This is a genomic window from Bacillus sp. YH3-2-B2 (genome assembly GCF_053663335.1).
This window is the reverse complement of the sequence record NZ_JBSJQE010000002.1, coordinates 112,668-129,662: the sequence shown is the minus strand read 5'-3', so window position 1 is coordinate 129,662 and position 16,995 is coordinate 112,668. Positions and strand designations below refer to the sequence as shown.

Annotated in this window: 15 protein-coding genes; 6 read left to right on the top strand and 9 right to left on the bottom strand. The window is 44.0% G+C overall.

The window, feature by feature from the left end; genetic code table 11:
• Nucleotides 1-130: 130 nt before the first annotated feature.
• Entirely contained in the window at nt 131-1,288 is a 1,158-nt protein-coding gene (locus ACWJJX_RS05565) for a TetR/AcrR family transcriptional regulator (RefSeq protein WP_278071452.1), read from the bottom strand.
• A gap of 141 nt (nt 1,289-1,429) precedes the next feature.
• Between ACWJJX_RS05565 and ACWJJX_RS05560 the strand changes: the two genes are divergently transcribed.
• Nucleotides 1,430-2,767 (top strand): aldehyde dehydrogenase family protein, encoded by a 1,338-nt coding sequence (locus tag ACWJJX_RS05560; RefSeq protein ID WP_454022810.1) that lies wholly within the window; start codon nt 1,430-1,432, stop codon nt 2,765-2,767.
• A gap of 31 nt (nt 2,768-2,798) precedes the next feature.
• Here the strand turns inward: ACWJJX_RS05560 and ACWJJX_RS05555 are convergent, their stop codons facing one another.
• Nucleotides 2,799-4,019, bottom strand: a complete 1,221-nt coding sequence (locus ACWJJX_RS05555) for an outer membrane protein assembly factor BamB family protein (protein ID WP_109955233.1) — start codon at nt 4,017-4,019, stop codon at nt 2,799-2,801.
• Between the two features lie 130 nt (nt 4,020-4,149).
• The gene (locus tag ACWJJX_RS05550; protein WP_454022809.1) at nt 4,150-4,569 is read right to left on the bottom strand and encodes a DUF5391 family protein; all 420 of its coding nucleotides are present in this window, start codon (nt 4,567-4,569) and stop codon (nt 4,150-4,152) included.
• Nucleotides 4,570-4,711: 142 nt separating this feature from the next.
• On the opposite strand from ACWJJX_RS05550, the gene ACWJJX_RS05545 reads away from it, so the two are divergent.
• The 3 genes from ACWJJX_RS05545 to ACWJJX_RS05535 all read left to right on the top strand — a co-directional run bounded on the left by ACWJJX_RS05545 (nt 4,712) and on the right by ACWJJX_RS05535 (nt 6,793).
• On the top strand, nt 4,712-5,023 hold the full coding sequence (locus ACWJJX_RS05545) for an ArsR/SmtB family transcription factor (protein ID WP_015240918.1): 312 nt from the start codon (nt 4,712-4,714) through the stop codon (nt 5,021-5,023).
• A gap of 78 nt (nt 5,024-5,101) precedes the next feature.
• Complete coding sequence (locus tag ACWJJX_RS05540; RefSeq protein WP_454022808.1) at nt 5,102-6,268, top strand: MFS transporter; 1,167 nt, start codon at nt 5,102-5,104, stop codon at nt 6,266-6,268.
• A 69-nt stretch (nt 6,269-6,337) separates the two neighbouring features.
• On the top strand, nt 6,338-6,793 hold the full coding sequence (locus tag ACWJJX_RS05535) for an RDD family protein (RefSeq protein ID WP_102422103.1): 456 nt from the start codon (nt 6,338-6,340) through the stop codon (nt 6,791-6,793).
• 36 nt (nt 6,794-6,829) lie between these two features.
• Here ACWJJX_RS05535 and ACWJJX_RS05530 read toward each other — a convergent pair whose 3' ends face one another.
• The 4 genes from ACWJJX_RS05530 to ACWJJX_RS05515 all read right to left on the bottom strand — a co-directional run bounded on the left by ACWJJX_RS05530 (nt 6,830) and on the right by ACWJJX_RS05515 (nt 11,556).
• Nucleotides 6,830-7,516 (bottom strand): VOC family protein, encoded by a 687-nt coding sequence (locus tag ACWJJX_RS05530; RefSeq protein WP_454022807.1) that lies wholly within the window; start codon nt 7,514-7,516, stop codon nt 6,830-6,832.
• 122 nt (nt 7,517-7,638) lie between these two features.
• Complete coding sequence (locus ACWJJX_RS05525) at nt 7,639-9,537, bottom strand: 3'-5' exonuclease (RefSeq protein ID WP_077723079.1); 1,899 nt, start codon at nt 9,535-9,537, stop codon at nt 7,639-7,641.
• Between the two features lie 69 nt (nt 9,538-9,606).
• Nucleotides 9,607-10,497, bottom strand: coding sequence for a M48 family metalloprotease (locus ACWJJX_RS05520; protein ID WP_102422105.1), 891 nt, complete (start codon nt 10,495-10,497; stop codon nt 9,607-9,609).
• 147 nt (nt 10,498-10,644) lie between these two features.
• Nucleotides 10,645-11,556, bottom strand: coding sequence for a restriction endonuclease (locus ACWJJX_RS05515; protein WP_077723081.1), 912 nt, complete (start codon nt 11,554-11,556; stop codon nt 10,645-10,647).
• Between the two features lie 561 nt (nt 11,557-12,117).
• On the opposite strand from ACWJJX_RS05515, the gene ahpC reads away from it, so the two are divergent.
• Entirely contained in the window at nt 12,118-12,681 is a 564-nt protein-coding gene (gene ahpC, locus ACWJJX_RS05510; protein ID WP_004393188.1) for an alkyl hydroperoxide reductase subunit C, read from the top strand.
• A gap of 13 nt (nt 12,682-12,694) precedes the next feature.
• Nucleotides 12,695-14,224, top strand: coding sequence for an alkyl hydroperoxide reductase subunit F (gene ahpF, locus ACWJJX_RS05505; RefSeq protein WP_173612891.1), 1,530 nt, complete (start codon nt 12,695-12,697; stop codon nt 14,222-14,224).
• A 42-nt stretch (nt 14,225-14,266) separates the two neighbouring features.
• Here the strand turns inward: ahpF and ACWJJX_RS05500 are convergent, their stop codons facing one another.
• On the bottom strand, nt 14,267-15,499 hold the full coding sequence (locus tag ACWJJX_RS05500; RefSeq protein ID WP_070082636.1) for a Fic family protein: 1,233 nt from the start codon (nt 15,497-15,499) through the stop codon (nt 14,267-14,269).
• Nucleotides 15,500-15,639: 140 nt separating this feature from the next.
• Nucleotides 15,640-16,986, bottom strand: a complete 1,347-nt coding sequence (locus ACWJJX_RS05495; protein ID WP_165409164.1) for an amino acid permease — start codon at nt 16,984-16,986, stop codon at nt 15,640-15,642.
• Nucleotides 16,987-16,995: the final 9 nt, after the last annotated feature.

The window sequence follows — 16,995 nt, the reverse complement described above, 5'->3', positions numbered from 1 at the left end:
ATTTGTCATGTTTGGCGGCAGAATGCTGATCAGGCGCCATATGGAAGGTATCTTTCATATCGGCACTTCTCAAAGAAAACAGCAAAAAAGAACCCGGCCTGTTTTCCGGCCGAGTTCTTTTTCATCATCCTCACAGCAAAATCACCCGATACTTCTTCACATCCAAAAACTGCAGAAACTCCCGGGCCAGCATATCCGGCGCGTGGTCTTTTCCTTCATGAAGACGATATTGAATCAGACCGACGAGCATGGACGCGACATAGTATGCATAGAGCTTTTTGCCCGCCTGAATGTGCAGAGGCTGATGAAGATAAAACGATTGCAGCGCTCTGAACATTTCCGGGATGACGTCAGGCACTCCTGAACCCTCTCTCAGAAAATGAACGAGCGGAAGGCCGCCGGACAGCGCCGAAAAGAGCCGGACGAGCGCGGCTTCCGCTTCTTCCACGGAGCAGTCGGCAGGATCTCCTTTTACCGTCAATAATCCGATCAGATCCCGGCATGATTGATGGATGATCGTTTTCAGTAATGCTTCTTTGTTGGCGTAATGGTCATAAAAAGTGGCACGGCGGAGGTTGCTTTGACGGGCAATATCGGAAATCGTAATCGCCGCGTACTCTTTTTTTTCCGCCATTAAGCCGATCATGGCTTCTTGCAAGGCCTGCCTCGTTCGGATCACCCGGCGGTCGGCGGGCTTTTTTTCTTCTTGTTCCGGCACCCGGCGGCCAAACAGCCAGTAAAACCGTTTTTGAGAAATCAAATCCCACACCTGTCCGCTGATTTCTTCCGGGGATGCCCCGGGCTCCTCATTCAGCCAGTACAACACAATGGCATACGTGTATAACGCGCGGTAATGAATGTACATATCCTGTTCAGTCGGTGAGAAATCCGCATTGACCGGTGACAGCAGCACATCATGCCGGAACACATCTTTTAAAAAAGCATGAAAGTGAAAATACGGCATTTTATGACGGTCCATCATCGTTTGAAAAAACACCCGATGCCGGTCAACAAAAGACAGTGTCGGATGCACTTTTTGCCATCCGCCCTGTAAATGAAGCACATCTTTATTCTTCAGCGAATCATACAGCGCTTCGCTCAGCCCGTCTTTCATTTCTTCCTCTATATCCTCTAAAATCGCATATTTATCTTCGTAATAAAGGTACAGTGTCCCCCGGCTCACGTGCGCCCGTCCGGCGATGTCCTTCATGGTCACACGGCGGATATCCCGCTCTCCAAGCATGGCCAAAAGCGCTTGTTTGATGTCATTTGTCACAGAATCCGGCATAAGAGACACTCCTTTCATTAGACAGATCACGGCAATTTGTACGGTAACGTATAGATGCGTTTACGCTGTCTTTGCCGCAAAATCACATCACATTATAATAGGCCCTGAAGAAACAAAAAAGCAACCAGAGGAGGAAGACCGATGGATCAGCATATAAAAGCAGACATCAAACGCGTCTTTGCGCTTCAGAAAAAAAATCAAAAAACGCTGCGTGCTTCAACAGCCGGGCAGCGCAGAGAAAAGCTTCAGCGCTTTTTAGATGCCGTCACCGCACATGAAGAAGAAATCATCGAGGCGATCAGACGGGACGTCCGCAAGCCTTATCATGAGGTGAAAAGAGCGGAAACGCATGGAACGATCAAGGCGATTAAAGATAATATGAACAATCTCGACACCTGGATGGCGCCGAAACGCGTCGGCTCATCCGTCAGCCCCGGCGCTGACGGCGTATTAATGTACGAGCCAAAAGGCCTTACCTTAATTCTCGGCCCATGGAATTATCCGTTTATGCTGACGATGGCTCCGCTTGCGGCTGCCATTGCGGCCGGCAACAGCGCGATTGTGAAGCTGTCCGATTTTACGATGGAGACGAGCCATATCGCCGCGACAGTTATTCGCGAGGCATTTCACGAAGAAGAAGTCGCCATTTTTGAAGGTGAGGTCGATGTCGCGACAGAACTGCTCGACCAGCCGTTTGACCACATTTTCTTCACCGGAAGCACAAATGTCGGTAAAATCGTCATGACGGCAGCGGCGAAGCATTTGTCGTCCGTCACGCTTGAGCTTGGCGGAAAGAGCCCGACGATCATCGACAGCGGCTATGATTTGATGGACGCGGCGAAAAAAATCGCCGTCGGCAAATTTGTCAATGCGGGGCAAACATGTATCGCTCCTGACTATCTTCTTATGAAGGAAGATGTACAGGACACCTTTACAGATCTTCTCCAGACCATTGTCAATGCAGGTTTTATGGAGGATGATCATACGGTTGACCGCAACAAATTCACGCAGATTGTCAACGACCGCAACTTTAACCGTGTCAAAGCTCTGTATGATGATGCCATTGAAAAAGGGGCGAAAACGGCGTTCGGCGGTGTATTTGATGCGCATGACCGCACGATTTCTCCGACCGTGCTGACAAACGTCACGCCTGATATGAAGATCATGCAGGAAGAAATCTTCGCACCGATTCTGCCGATTATGAATTACGAAGATATCAGTGAAGCCATTGATTACATCACTGAACGGGACAAGCCGCTTGCCTTGTATGTATTCAGCCATAATCAGGATCTGATCGATTATGTTCTGCAGCATACGACGTCCGGCAATGCTTCTGTCAATGATGTCGTCGTCCATTTCACTGACGTCAACCTTCCGTTCGGCGGTGTCAATACGAGCGGGATCGGTTCATATCACGGTGTGTACGGCTTTAAAGAATTCTCTCATGAAAAAGGCGTATTCATTCAAGCCTCTAAATAAAAAAGAATCCGCGTGCGCGGATTCTTTTTTATTATTTTTTTGCCCCGAATGCGAGCAGTTTCGTATAAGTGCCGACATAAAGCGTGCCGTCTTCAGCCAGAACCGGGGAGGAAATGACATTACTGTCTGTTTGATAGCGCCATTTTTCATTACCGTCAGCGTCAACCGCATAGACGTTTTTATCGTCAGAACCGAAGTACACATTGCCGTCCGCATCAATCAGCGGCGCTGTTCTCACAGGCCCGTCCGTATAGAAAGACCAGTTCATATTACCGGTTTTGCTGATGGAAAACAGCTCGCCGCTTCCGGAACCGATATACACATTGCCGTTATGGTCGATCGCTAATGAAGAGCTGGAGAAACCGTTTAACGGGAACGTCCACTTTACAGCACCCGTTGATGTATAGGCGTATAAGTTGCCGTCCTGGTTTCCGGCGTAAACGGTGCCGTCTCTATCAATAACCGGATAACCTTTAAACCCGTTGGACGTCGTTTTTGACCATTTCACTTGGCCCGTTCCGGAATTGATCGCGTAAAAGATATTATTATACGTTGCCGTATACAGAGTGCCGTTTGATGCTAACACGGGAGCGGAACCGACCACGCCGTTTGTTTTAAACTTCCACTTCTGCGTCCATGTCGAAGGCGACGTCGGTTTAATCGCATAGATATAGTTATCCAGCGTCGACACATACAGCGTGCCGTCAGAGCCGATAGCCGCATCGGAACTCGGCGCTCCGCTCAGCGGAACCGATGTTAAAATGTTTCCGGTTTCTTTGTCGATGAAATACAGTTTTTTATCGTGAGAAGGAAGATAAATGACACCGTTTGTTCCGAGCACCGGAGTCAGCGTATAGGTCGTCCCGAGGTTTTCCGTCACCCATTTCACAGTACCGTCCGAATGATACGCCGTCAGCTTCCCGTCCTTTGATTGAATAAATACGGTGCCGTCCCCGTCAACCGCGGCTCCCGCACCGTTTTGAGGGGTGGCCGGAACATTCTTTTCCCATTTTAACGCGCCATCGGCAGTGCTTGTAAACCGGCTTTCTCTTGACCAGTTGAACATCGTCGGAGACATCGCCTGCGCGTCATACCGTCCCGCCAAGAAACCGGATGCCGCATGATTTTGTTTAAATACCGTTTCCGCAGCTTGAGCAGCCGCCGGATGCAGCCATTTTGCCCCCGGCAGATCAGAAACCGCCCCCACAGATAAAGCCGCAGCAACCGCAGCGCCGGCCGCCAATGTTTTCATTCGCAATGAAGCTGTCTTTTTTTTCAATGTCAGTTCCTCCCGTTTCTATTAAAAACTGCTATACCGCTTTCATCATACCATAATCATCCTATGAAATATTTGTATTTTCGGTAGATTTATAGAACAAATGTCACATAGCCTGCTGATGCTTCGGGGAGGATCGAAACGCGGCAATATACCACACCACATTGACGATGAAAGCCGCGCCTGACCAAACGAAAAGGCCGTAATAAAGAGACAGCTCTTGCTCTAAGGAAATTGCGGTCAATAACGCCACCAACAAGACAGCCGCGCAAATGATAAGCCCGATTCCGCAAAAAACGGCCATGATGATTTTCATGCCACGAACACCGAGAATATACAAAATGAGCGGGACCGCATATATAACAAGGATCTGACCGACGGCGGCCCACATGCCCGCGGAATTAAAACGATTCGCGTTCGGCCCCGTTTCTGCAAGCGGAGAAAGCGATACGAGGACCGGCAATAAACAAAACATCAGAGCGGAAAGCAAGGTCACCGCAACCGCACCTTTTTTCTTTTGATTCATGTGAATATCCTCCTGACAATAACCCGGCTTTTTTACCGGTAATCTGATAATATGTTATATTTTAGCACGATATTTAGTTATTTTGAGAATGTTTTGTTAAAAACGAATTTACAAATCCAGAAAAATAGATATAATAAACGTTATGGAACCGATATTGATTCATAAAGCGTTATCTAACAAAACACGAAGTGATATTATGACGTGGCTTAAACACCCGGAAGACCATTTTGATGAAAGGCCTTATCTTGAGCAGGGACTCAGTTTCCGCACCGGAATTTGCGTCGGTGATATTCAGGCAAAGTCAGGGCTTGCGCAGTCCGTCATCTCCAGCTACCTGCTGACCATGCAAAAAGCCGGCCTGCTGGAATCTGAACGAATCGGAAAGTGGACCTATTACAGAAGGAACGAAAAACAAATTAAAGCCTTTGCTGACTATGTTCAGCACCAGCTATAACCATGAAAGGAGGGCTTTTTTTGTTCTAACATATCTATTTTTCTGTATATGTAGTTATAAAAGGAGGCATACATAACAATGAAAAAAAGCAGTTCCATCTTCATTCTATTTTTGGCATTAGGGGTTTTCGGAATTATTACGACCGAGATGGGCATCATCGGGGTTCTTCCGCAAGTGGCGGACAGATTTCATATTTCTGCTTCAAAAGCGGGATGGCTTGTCAGTATTTTCGCGTTCATCGTCGCTGTGTCGGGACCGTTTTTGACCTTGCTTGCTTCAGGTATAAACCGGAAATACATTCTGCTTTTAGCGGTGCTGATGTTTGCCGTTTCAAATGCGGTCTACGCGTATACGGCGCATTTCAGTGTCATGATGGCGTTTCGGATCATTCCGGCTTTATGCCACCCGGTGTTCTTTTCTGTAGCGCTTGCGGCCGCGGCCCGGCTTGTCCCCGCCGGCCAATCCGGAAAAGCCGTAACGAAAGTCTTTTCAGGCATCACCGCCGGCTTTGCGTTCGGCGTGCCTTTCACGTCCTATCTGGCGGAGCGTCTCTCCCTTGAAGCCGCCTTCTTATTCGGCGCTATCATCAGTCTCATCGCGTTCACGGGCATTCTTCTCTTTTTGCCATCCATGCCGGTCACAGAAAAAATGTCTTTCAGTAGCCAGCTCGGCATTCTTCGCAAACCGGCCTTGTGGCTCAATATCGCTGCCGTCACCTGTCTCTTTGCGGCCATGTTTTCTGTCTACAGCTATTTTGCGGAGTACCTCGGGCGGGTGTCCCATATGAACGGCACATGGGTCAGCTTCATGCTGATGAGTTTCGGGGTGATTATGATAGCCGGGAATTTCGTCTTCGGTGCTTTGTTATATAAAAATATGAAAAAGACCGTCATCCTGTTTCCGCTTCTTTATACAGCCGCCTACTTGCTCATAAACGGGTTTGGGACGTCTTTCGCGCCGATGGCTGTCCTCGTCTTCGTATGGGGCGCCGTTCATTCCGGCGGTCTCATTGTCAGCCAGACATGGCTTACTGCGGAAGCAAAGGAGGCGCCCGAATTCGGCAACAGCCTGTTTGTCTCTTTTTCCAACCTCGGCATCACCATCGGAACGGCGGCGGGCGGCTGGTTTATTTCACATTTGGGAATCCATCAGCTGATGTGGTGCGGCATCATGTTTGCCCTTCTGGCTTTCGGGCTGATCATGGGACGCTTGGCATGGGGAAAGAGGCTGCTCGCAGAAGCCTAAGCTCCGTTGCAAAATCCGGAATGATTACGTATAATATTCCAGATTAAAGCAAGGGAGAGAAAAAGATACATGGAAAGACCGGCAGGATTTTGGATTCGGTTTCTGGCTTACGTCATTGATCAAATCATCATAGGAATTCCGATTTTTATCATTCAATTTATGGTCTCTTTTTTATTTGCGGCAGGCGTTGCGGCGGCTGACCCCTTCATGACCGAACATCAGTTTAACATCTCTTTTCTGGTGTTCGGCGTCATCCCGATTCTTGTGAGCTCTATTGTGATCAGCATCTTATATTTCAGCCTGCTCACGGCCTCAAAGATGCAGGGGACCCTGGGAAAAGCATTGCTCGGCCTTAAGGTCGTCAATGAAGATGGCGGACGCATTTCCATCGGCCAGGCCTTCGGACGCGCTTTCGCATATATCATATCTAAGCTCATTCTTTATATCGGATTCATCATGGGTGCCTTCGGAGAGAAAAAAACGCTGCACGACATCATGTGCAGCACCCGGGTTGTTTATAAATAATGTCCCCAAGTCCGGGCCTTTTGAGCCCGGGCTTTTTTATGACGGCTGTGCCTGGCTGATGTCAATGCCGCCTTCTCCGTCAGCCTCAATGCGGATCGTCCCGTTCACATTGACAGACAGCGGATGGAACTCCGCATGCTGATCAGAAAAAATCCAGCGGCGGCCGCTCGGCCCTAAAAGCAAAAACGCCCCATCATTGTAATCACCCATAAAATGAAACCCGTTTTCCTTAAGAGGCGCGCCGTCTCTCACCGGTATACCGAAACGCTGCAGCTCCTTCCCCGTCGATACCACCTCGGCAGCCGTCAGATTCACCTCGCCGATATTCAGGACGGACTCAATCGAAAAACGTTCCGCGCTTGCCGGCGATGTGCCTCTCGCGATGAATTCCGCCAGATTGTTGGACGGATCTTTAAAATAAAAGGAACGCGCCTGAATATGAGTGAAATACACCTCATCCTCCCCATCTTCCGTTTGAAAAACGACTTTATCCTTTATCCACGCCTTCGCCTCATCAAAACGATTATTCGGAATATTAAACGCGAAATGATACGTCGGATGAGAGTGAGAATCGGCGCGCCTGAATTCCAACTCACTTTCTCCCGCCTTGATGGTAAACGAATCACCGGACTCATCAATTAAAGGAAAACCTAACACCCGTTCATAGAAGTGTTTCGTCTCCTCCAACGCACAACTGTACAAAGTAATGTGATTTATTTGCATGATCATACCCCCTTTGGTTTATACTGCCATATAGAGGGGTTGATTCCTACTGTTTGCTTCCTTAAATATTTAACAGTTAAGCAGATTACATATATTAAATGGTTTATCTAATTAACTTTAATTCAATGATTCATCGTGGCAGTTATTTGGGGTATAAGCTCTCTTCTCTTATCGAAATAATTTGTGTAATCTGATTCACCTGAATATGTAATGCAAAGATATTGCTTTGATCGAGTCATGCCGATATACATAAGAGGCACTTCACGGTCCTTATCTTTTTCTTTTTCTAATGGCATGAGATCTGCTTTAACAATAAAAACCGCCTGAAAATCAAGTCCTTTACTGCTGTCGATTGTAGTTATTTTCACTGTTTGTTCTTCAGGATTAAAATTCCGCTTCGAATCCTTACTTTCTGTAATCCAATAAAAAGGAATACCATACTCGTCCAGCGTATGTTTAATACATGCAACTACCCCCTTCAAATTCGCTCGATACAAGATAGCAATTTCGGAATAAGGAATTTTCTTTTCCGCATGAAAGTTCAAAATTTGTTTCGCAACAATCCTTATCTCATCTTCAATATTGTCACACCTTATAAGAGCTGCTTCAGGACCCTTACGTTTTGTACTTTTGGGTGAGATAATTTCTATATGTTCTCCTTCTTGCTGTCCTTTTTTTTGCATATCGGCGAATGTTTCATAAAAATCCCATGCAAGTGAAACAATTTGTGCCGTATTCCTATAATTGATATTCAGAATTTTTGATCTCCCTCTAAAATCAAAACCTGTTTCTTTGATATAACTCCTCTTATTACCATAGATCGACTGCGCTCGATCTTCGACCAACAATAATGACTGCGTATCCGGATTTAAACAAAGGCTGACTAATTTAAGCCAGTTCCCTTCAAAATCCTGACCTTCATCTATCAATATTGCATCATACTTTGGCAATACTTTTTCCGCTATTTCAATATTCTCTATATAATCATCTACATTATTAATTTGCAGATCTTGTTTAAACCATTGGTGAAAATTTCGAACATGTAAATTATCCGGCACTTCTGCTTGCAGAGCATCGTGGTCCTCTGAGTAAGTATCACATACTTTTTCCGGCTCCGCGTACATAGACCGCACCATTTGAATGATATTTCGAGACAAAGAAATATTAAAGCAGAGTATCAAAATGTTCCAATCAGGATGTTTCTTCGCAAGCATTTTTGCACGACTGGCTAATATTAATGTTTTTCCGCTTCCCGCCACACCACGGATCAGCCTATGTTTGTCACCAATCTGCTTCGCCATGTTTTCTTGATGTAAGTCCATCGTTTTTATATCTCGCAGTGACAGCAGCAGCTGATCCCGATACGGAACGGTTTCCTTCACTTCAGCACCAAGACGGATTTCCGGAAACAAATAATAACGAATCGTGTTAATTTCCTCATGTGTTAAAGGCTCTTTAAGACGGAAAGGAACTTTGAACATCTGAACTAATTTCTCAACCATTACATCTCCTGAAAAATGTTCATGGTCAGGATCGATTTGATCCCGTGAAAGAATAAATTCAGGATCAATTACATCATAAACTCTGCTTTCTAACAGTTGGATTTCACTCAAACGTGTAAACACCACCCCGTATCCATAAGGAAACTTAAGCTTAAACTGGTATTTTCCTTCTGTCTGTATTAAATTCTTATCTTTTTCTAACATCTCAACAACTTTAAAAGAATTATCTCGGGCTTGTTTGAAAGGGTTTTTCACACTATGTAAATCACCTTGTGTGCTTCGTATTGTCCATTGTTCTCTAGTAAAATGATAAAATGTATTTTTAGTATAATCTTTTACTTCAAGTACGATCAGACCTAAATCTGGACCAATAATGATAAAATCGGGTCTTACACCATGAATTTCCGGCTCGTAATACACTATATAATCATCAGGAAGCCAATCTTTTAATGTACGAAACAGAATTCGTTCTCCTGATGTGGCTGTACTTTTAATTGATTCTGGTATTGTTATTGCCACCTTTTCAGCTCCTTTATATTTTTTCCATCTATTCAAATGGCAGTTAACTTTATAAAGACAATGAATACATCAATATTCTTGTCTGACTCCGTTCAGAAATGATTCAATATTCTCAATTCGGTAAGCAGTATAGGGATGAGTTGAAGCTAATAAAGCGATAAAACCTTTTCGAACGTCAATATTTTCACGTTCAAGCCGATAGAAAAATTCTAACAGCTCATCTCCGAAACCCGCTTTCGCTGCTACTTCATCTGCCCGATATTCAAAATCTCTGCTTCCGATATTCACAAAATAAAACCCCAAACGGCAGTACGTTATGTAACACCATCCGACCAGCCTGAAGAATATGTTTAATAATCCCCCAGACACAGAAGGATTTGATCCGCCGTTCAGAAGCCCTTCAATACACCCCAGAATAAAACATATAAAGAATCCCATCACATACAGCGGCAACAGTGCGATACTCAAAATAGTAAAACTGGAATTAAACATCACAAGGTGTAATGTGTCTTTAAAAGCAAGATGCGCATACTCATGGGCCAGTACCGCTTTTAGCTCACCATCACTTAAATTTCTCATAGCCGCCGAAGTCAGTCCTATCGTTTTAAACCCCAGTGCAAATGCATTAATACCCTCATCATCTATTAAAAAAAGATCCGCTTTTTTCACATGAGGGTAATGTCTTTGTACGCTTACAAAAACTTCATCGTTTAACCTTTCAAGGTACTCCTTTTCTCCAATGGTTGCCGGGCGCCTTAACCCAGCCCTGATTCTATTTCTCCAATCCCCAAAAAGTCCATAATTCATAAAGAATAACAATCCGTAAACGGATAAAAAAAGAAGAACCGTTGGAAAAAGTGCCAAAGGAAATAATTTTCTGAAGATCATAATTGAAATCAAAACTGTCAGCCCAGACCAAACAATGTATAAATAATTGAACTTTGTTTTTCTAACTTCCATTTTTGATCACCCTTTTTTATTATGTTTGAATGATTTACCGCTACTTAAACTGTCTTTTTATTATCGGTTTCGAAAATAGCATTGTAAAGATGATTATCCATTTTTTCCCGAAAAAGAGGTGCTGTTTTTAACAGCACCTCTTTTTAATCACTCTTCAAAATAATCCAGGTCAACTCTCTTGATAACAAAAGTATTCTCTAAACTAACGCCGACATTATAGTTGAACATCAAATCAGTTAGCCTCTCTCCATCAATTAATATAATTTTTTTATCGATCACTTTAACATATTCTTTTGCGCCATCAGTAAATACAGATGTAGTAATAAACACACCCTTTTTCGCTTTTTTCCCATCCAGGCTGCCCGCAAATTTTTGTATTTCCGGCCTTGAAACAGAATCTTTCCACCTCTTGGCTTGAAGATAAATCATATCCAGCCCTAAAATGTCTTCTTTTATAACTCCATCTATGCCGCCATCTCCAGATCTCCCTATAGCCGTGCCTGCATCTGTTAACGAACCGCCATATCCAAGAGCAACAAGCAATTCTACGACTAGTTTTTCAAAAAAAGCAGGAGAACATTTGTATATTTGGTTCAGTAACTCTTCTTTAATCTCATTTTTAACAGCATTATAATTATGTTCAATGATTTCATTGGGAGTTCTGGGCTCTGAAGTAACCGCCGGCTCACTTTCCTGTTGATTGCTGTCTTTACCCGTCTGTTTGAATCTCTGAAAGCTCTTATACTTCATTAGAAATCTATTATCTATACTAGCGACACTCGGGTCATTAATGATTTCTAAGCCTTCGCTGGTGATCTGAAAAACACCCCGTCTGACAATGTCGATTAAACCGGCTTTACTTAAATAAGTTCTTACCCAACCGATTCGATTATGAAGTACTTTTTGGTTTCCGCTGGGTAATAATTTTTCTGCATCTTCCTCTGACAGGTTTAACTCTTTTGCTAATTTCACGTATAATTCTTGTAATCTGTGCTCCTTTTTATCTGAAAGAATCTTTAAAAAAGGGTACATAAATTCTTGATATCCTGGTATGGTCAACTTCTACACTCCTATTTAACGTCTTTGTTAAAACTGGCTTGATATTTATATTATTTTTGCGTCCCTAACACCCCTGCGTAAAACCATCTTCATTTCACACCTAAAATCTCTTTCAGAAAATCACTCATGATGATATATGAGTAAGGCTAGTATAAGAACATCCGCAAATATATACTTTAAATTCTGGACACCGGACTGATCATTTTTTTAAAACCTAACGCCCGTTCATAAAAGTGTGCCTGAACAAAGTTACTTTATTTGCATGACCGTCCCCTCTTTGGTTTATACTACCATATAGAGGGTGGATTCTTGATATTATTCTGCACCAATTGAGAATCCCCCTTTCGCCCGGCGCTACACATGACAAGCAGCGCCAAACCGCTTATACCAGGCGTTATTAAATGTCTAAAGCAAAAAAAGCAGAAAATAATACCCCATATAGCTTGACAAAAAATAAATGTTATTTAATAATCTATATATAATTAGAATTATTATTGAAAGATAAAGTGAATGCTTTGTCTTTTTAATATATTTCAAATCACATTTCAGGAGGAAGATATTATGTCTTTAATCGGAAAAGAAGTACTGCCATTCGAAGCAAAAGCTTTCAAAAACGGTGAATTCATCGATGTAACAAACGAAGATTTGAAAGGTCAATGGAGCGTTTTCTGCTTCTACCCAGCGGATTTCTCTTTCGTTTGCCCGACTGAACTTGAAGATCTTCAAGGACAATACGCTGCACTGAAAGAATTAGGTGTTGAAGTATACTCTGTTTCTACAGATACTCACTTCGTACACAAAGGCTGGCATGACAGCTCTGAAAAAATCGGCAAAATCACTTACGCAATGATCGGTGACCCATCTCAAACGATCTCCCGCAACTTCGACGTTCTTGACGAAGAAACTGGTCTTGCTGACCGCGGAACATTCATCATCGATCCTGATGGCGTTATCCAAACAGTTGAAATCAATGCAGGCGGTATCGGCCGTGACGCAAGCAACCTAGTAAACAAAGTAAAAGCAGCTCAATACGTTCGTCAAAACCCAGGTGAAGTCTGCCCGGCTAAATGGGAAGAAGGCGGCGAAACACTTACACCTAGCCTTGATTTGGTAGGTAAAATCTAAGGAGTGCATTCCATTGGTACTTGATGCAAATATCAAAGCACAATTAAATCAATACATGCAGCTAATTGAGAACGACATTGTTCTCAAAGTAAGCGCCGGTGACGATGACATTTCTAAGGACATGCTGGCTCTCGTTGACGAACTGGCTTCCATGTCATCTAAAATTTCAGTTGAAAAAACTGAATTAAACAGAACACCGAGCTTCAGCGTTAATCGTACCGGAGAAGACACAGGCGTTACATTCGCCGGTGTTCCTCTCGGCCACGAATTTACATCATTAGTGCTGGCATTGCTTCAAGTCAGCGGCAGAGCTCCTAAGGCTGATCAAAAGGTCATTGACCAGATTAAGAACATCAGCGGAGAATACCGCTTTGAGTCTTATATCAGCCTGACGTGCCACAACTGCCCTGATGTCGTCCAAGCATTAAACATGATGAGCGTGCTCAACCCGAATATCACACATACAATGATTGACGGCGCGGCATTCAAAGAAGAAGTAGAAAGCAAAAACATCATGGCTGTTCCGACTGTTTTCTTAAACGATGAATCTTTCGGCAGCGGCCGTATGACCATCGAAGAGATTCTCGCGAAAATGGGCAGCGGCGCAGATGCGTCTGAGTTTGCCGACAAAGAGCCGTTTGACGTTCTTGTTGTCGGCGGCGGACCTGCCGGCGCAAGCGCGGCGATCTACACGGCGCGTAAAGGCATCCGCACCGGTGTCGTCGCTGAACGCTTCGGCGGCCAGGTACTCGACACCATGAGCATCGAAAACTTCATCAGCGTCAAAGCGACTGAAGGACCGAAGCTCGCTGCAAGCCTTGAAGAGCACGTGAAAGATTATGATATTGACGTCATGAACCTTCAGCGCGCGAAACGCCTTGAGAAAAAAGACCTCTTCGAACTTGAACTTGAAAACGGCGCTGTACTGAAAAGTAAAACAGTGATCCTTTCAACAGGTGCCCGCTGGCGCAATGTCAACGTACCTGGTGAGCAAGAGTTCAAAAACAAAGGTGTTGCATACTGTCCGCACTGTGACGGACCTTTATTTGAAGGCAAAGACGTAGCCGTTATCGGCGGCGGAAACTCCGGAATCGAAGCGGCGATTGACCTTGCAGGTATCGTCAATCACGTGACTGTGCTGGAATTCGCGCCTGAACTGAAAGCAGACGAAGTCCTGCAAAAACGTCTTTACAGCCTGCCAAACGTCACTGTGCACAAAAATGCACAAACGAAAGAAATCACAGGCGACCAAAACGTAAACGGCATTACGTTCGTTGACCGTGAAACAGGCGAAGAAAAACACGTTGAACTCCAAGGTGTATTCGTCCAAATCGGTCTCGTGCCTAATACAGAATGGTTAGACGAAACCGTCGAACGCAACCGCATCGGCGAAATCATCGTCGATAAGAGCGGCGCGACAAGCGTTCCCGGCCTATTTGCCGCAGGGGACTGCACAGACGGCCCGTACAACCAAATCATTATCTCTATGGGATCAGGTGCAACTGCCGCTTTAGGCGCATTTGATTATTTGATCCGGAATTAATGTGAAAGCCGCCATTCATATGGCGGCTTTTTTAAATATGAATTAAGAAGGCAGTATCTCCTCTAAACAATCCTCGCTGATTTTATAAGATTTTGGCCTTCTGCTTACGAGCTCAACAAATCCTTGCTGTTCTAAATAATCCATTACTCTGTTAATTTTATGTCTCGATTTATTTGAGAGCTCCATTAAATCTTGCACCGACAGCGTAACCTGATCATTTACAAATACATTAATCGTGATAATGATATTAAAAATATCACGTTCATCTTTATAATCAGCCCATTGATCGCTATCAATATAGTTCCTAATTCGTTTCAGTTTCATTAAATTAAATTCAAGATCCTCAATAATCCCTTTTTGTCCTGACAGAAGCAATTCCAGCATATCCATTAAATAAAAAGTCAGCTCTCCCCGGTTTAAAGGTGCGGGAATTTCCTCTAATGCCTTATAATACTTATCTTTGTTCTTATTAACTGCGTAAGAAAAAGTGATGGCTGAATATTTTTCTAAATATTGGGACAAATAACTCCCAACGATAAGGCGTCCTGTTCTTCCATTGCCGTCATAAAAAGGATGAATGTATTCATAGTAGTAATGAGCTGTCATGTAACGATACAGCTGAGGATGTGTTTCATCATGAAGATAAGCAATTAAAGCCTCAAGCGCTTCTGTGATCTTCTGTTCAGAATTGACGCCGATATGGGTGGTCATGTTCCCATCGTTCACTTCAACATAGCCTTTTCTGAACAGCTCACCATCCGGCGCATCTTCTGCTCCGATTTCATCTGCGACCAGCTCGTCGTATAATTCCCTAAAGTCATGAATGCTTGTAAACGACGGAATTCGGTCTATAAATTGATATGTTTTCATCAATCCGACAAACCGCTTATGTGAGGGCTCGGATTGTTCTAACGCTTTAAGAGCCTCTTTCAATTCTTTTTTTGTACTGCGAATTCCTTCAATTTCATTATTACTCTGTGCTTCATTAATAATTAATTTATCAAAATAAGGTTTGACGGCAAATTCGGGGAGCTGACTGATAAGGGATGAAATTTTGGAACTGTTTAACAACACTTCATTATTCAGCTTCATGAGACTATGTGTATTTACATAGAATAGCTCAAATGAATCGTCCGTGGGTCGGCCTTTTCGGAACCCCCGTATGTTTAATGATGTTGAATAACTGCCATAGCTGCTTGTTCTCTTTTTAAATTCTTTCTCATATGAATCAGCATCCATTTTATAAAAAAGCTTAGATAACTTCTCATACTTCATATCATCACCTCGCTTAATTTAAAATTATACACTTTTTTTAAATTATACAATCATTATAGCCTGATTTCTAACAAATATTCTTGCTTTCCAATCAAAACAAAAAACGGCATACTGCATGGCAGTACACCGTCTGAAGCCATTCAATCTGTCTTTCTCCCTCTCGCCCGATAGATGAGAAATAATCCAATAAACCACAGCGGCGTCAGCAGCAAAGCCGGGCGCGTCGCATCCGCAAACAGCATAATCACCAGAATGACGGCAAACAGCGACAGCACGGCGTAATTGATAAACGGTGCAAACGGCGCCTTGAAAGACGAGCTTGCGTGTAAGTCCGGACGGGTTTTCCTGTATCTGATATGACAGACAAGAATCACGCCCCACACCCAAATGAAACAAATCGCGCTGATGGTGGTCACGATGCCAAAGGCCGCTTCCGGTATCAATTTGCTTAAAAGAGCGCCAGCTGACAGCACAATAACCGATATCCATAATGCGCGGCTCGGCACATGATTTTTATTCAGCTTCGCAAAACTTGCCGGCGCCTGTTTCGTTTTGCTTAAGTTATACAAAATCCGGCTTGTTGAAAACATCCCGCTGTTACAAGCAGAAGCGGCAGACGTTAATACGACAAAATTAATAATTCCCGCGGCCAACGGAATGCCGACCAGACTGAAGGTCTTTACAAATGGACTTTCCGTTGCATTCAGCTGCATCCACGGATTAATACATAAAAGAATGATCAATGCCCCGACGTAGAAAAATAAAATCCGTAAAGGAATTTTATTGATAGCGGACGGAATATTTTTTTTCGGATTTGACGTTTCCGCCGCTGACACACCCACTAACTCCACACCGACATAGGCGAAGATCACCATCTGGAACGAAAGCAAAAAGCCTGAAAATCCGTTCGGAAACAAGCCGCCGTGCTCCCACAGATTCGCCGCTGAAACCGTTCCGGTATGCGTTTTGAACCCAATCACCAGCAGAACCACCCCGATGACAATTAACGCGAGAATCGTGACTACCTTAATTAAGGCGAACCAAAACTCCAATTCTCCAAAAATCTTAACCGTTAACAGATTAAGCCCTAATAAAATGAGCAAACAGATAAGTGCCGGAATCCACTGCGGAATATCAAACCAATATTTCACATACACACCGACGGCGATCACATCCGCCATAGCCGTCATAATCCAGCAAAACCAATAAGTCCAGCCGGTGACAAACGCTGCACGCGGCCCTAAATACGCCTCGGCTATATCCGTTAATGATTGGTACCCCGCTTTAGATAACAGCAGTTCTCCCAGCGCCCGCATGACGAAAAAAAGCGCAATACCTACAATAAAATACGCAAAGATGATAGAAGGACCCGCCAGCTGAATCGCCTTACCGGACCCTAAAAACAATCCGGTGCCGATCGTGCCGCCAATGGCGATCAGTTGCACGTGCCGATTCGATAAGTCCCTCTTTAGCTCTCGCTGCTCCACATCTGACTC

Coding starts and splice junctions, on each gene's coding strand:
- ACWJJX_RS05550 (WP_454022809.1), bottom strand. CDS start 4,569: ATGAATCAAAAGAAAAAAGGTGCGGTTGCGGTGACCTTGCTTTCCGCT.
- ACWJJX_RS05560 (WP_454022810.1), top strand. CDS start 1,430: ATGGATCAGCATATAAAAGCAGACATCAAACGCGTCTTTGCGCTTCAG.
- ACWJJX_RS05540 (WP_454022808.1), top strand. CDS start 5,102: ATGAAAAAAAGCAGTTCCATCTTCATTCTATTTTTGGCATTAGGGGTT.
- ACWJJX_RS05545 (WP_015240918.1), top strand. CDS start 4,712: ATGGAACCGATATTGATTCATAAAGCGTTATCTAACAAAACACGAAGT.
- ahpC (WP_004393188.1), top strand. CDS start 12,118: ATGTCTTTAATCGGAAAAGAAGTACTGCCATTCGAAGCAAAAGCTTTC.
- ACWJJX_RS05520 (WP_102422105.1), bottom strand. CDS start 10,497: ATGGAAGTTAGAAAAACAAAGTTCAATTATTTATACATTGTTTGGTCT.
- ACWJJX_RS05555 (WP_109955233.1), bottom strand. CDS start 4,019: ATGAAAACATTGGCGGCCGGCGCTGCGGTTGCTGCGGCTTTATCTGTG.
- ACWJJX_RS05565 (WP_278071452.1), bottom strand. CDS start 1,288: ATGCCGGATTCTGTGACAAATGACATCAAACAAGCGCTTTTGGCCATG.
- ACWJJX_RS05535 (WP_102422103.1), top strand. CDS start 6,338: ATGGAAAGACCGGCAGGATTTTGGATTCGGTTTCTGGCTTACGTCATT.
- ACWJJX_RS05500 (WP_070082636.1), bottom strand. CDS start 15,499: ATGAAGTATGAGAAGTTATCTAAGCTTTTTTATAAAATGGATGCTGAT.
- ACWJJX_RS05530 (WP_454022807.1), bottom strand. CDS start 7,516: ATGCAAATAAATCACATTACTTTGTACAGTTGTGCGTTGGAGGAGACG.